The following is a 572-nucleotide window of genomic DNA, read 5'->3' as shown; positions in this document are numbered from 1 at the left end:
AGCGATTCAAAAAACCGCTCTACAACATGGTTTTGAAGAAAGACACCGTTTTGCTGTCGATGCAAGTTTAGATTGGAACCAAGTGTATGACTGCTTTCAAGCTCTGAGCTTATTTTCTAGTCGACAACTCATTGAGCTTGAGATCCCAGAAAGCGGTGTCACCACAGCCATCAGCAAAGAGCTACAGACTCTGTGTGACATGTTGCATGATGACATCATGCTAGTGATCATCGGGACGAAGCTGACTAAAGCGCAAGAAAATGCCAAATGGTTTAAAGCACTGAATGCCAAAGGCGACTGGGTCAGCTGCTTAACGCCGGATCTTCAGCGTTTGCCTATGTTTGTGCAAACGCGCTGCCGCGCATTGGGTTTAAAGCCCGATCAGCAATCCTTACAGATGTTGGCACAGTGGCATGAAGGCAACTTATTTGCACTTTCTCAGAGTCTAGAGAAACTGGCTTTGCTCTATCCTGATGGCGAACTGACTGTTGTACGCTTAGAGGAAGCCTTAAGTCGACACAACCACTTTACGACGTTTAATTGGATTGATGCGTTACTTGCAGGTAAAGCTA

At 45.8% G+C, this 572-nt stretch carries 1 protein-coding gene; it reads left to right on the top strand.

Annotated features, from left to right (window positions below):
- Positions 1-572: DNA polymerase III subunit delta (gene holA, locus R7Z49_RS26645; RefSeq protein ID WP_318112673.1), on the top strand; the 572-nt coding region annotated here is incomplete at both ends.

Source organism: Vibrio sp. 1562 (assembly GCF_033340155.1).
GTDB classification, from domain to species: domain Bacteria; phylum Pseudomonadota; class Gammaproteobacteria; order Enterobacterales; family Vibrionaceae; genus Vibrio; species Vibrio alginolyticus.
This window is presented reverse-complemented; position numbering and strand designations above follow the sequence as displayed.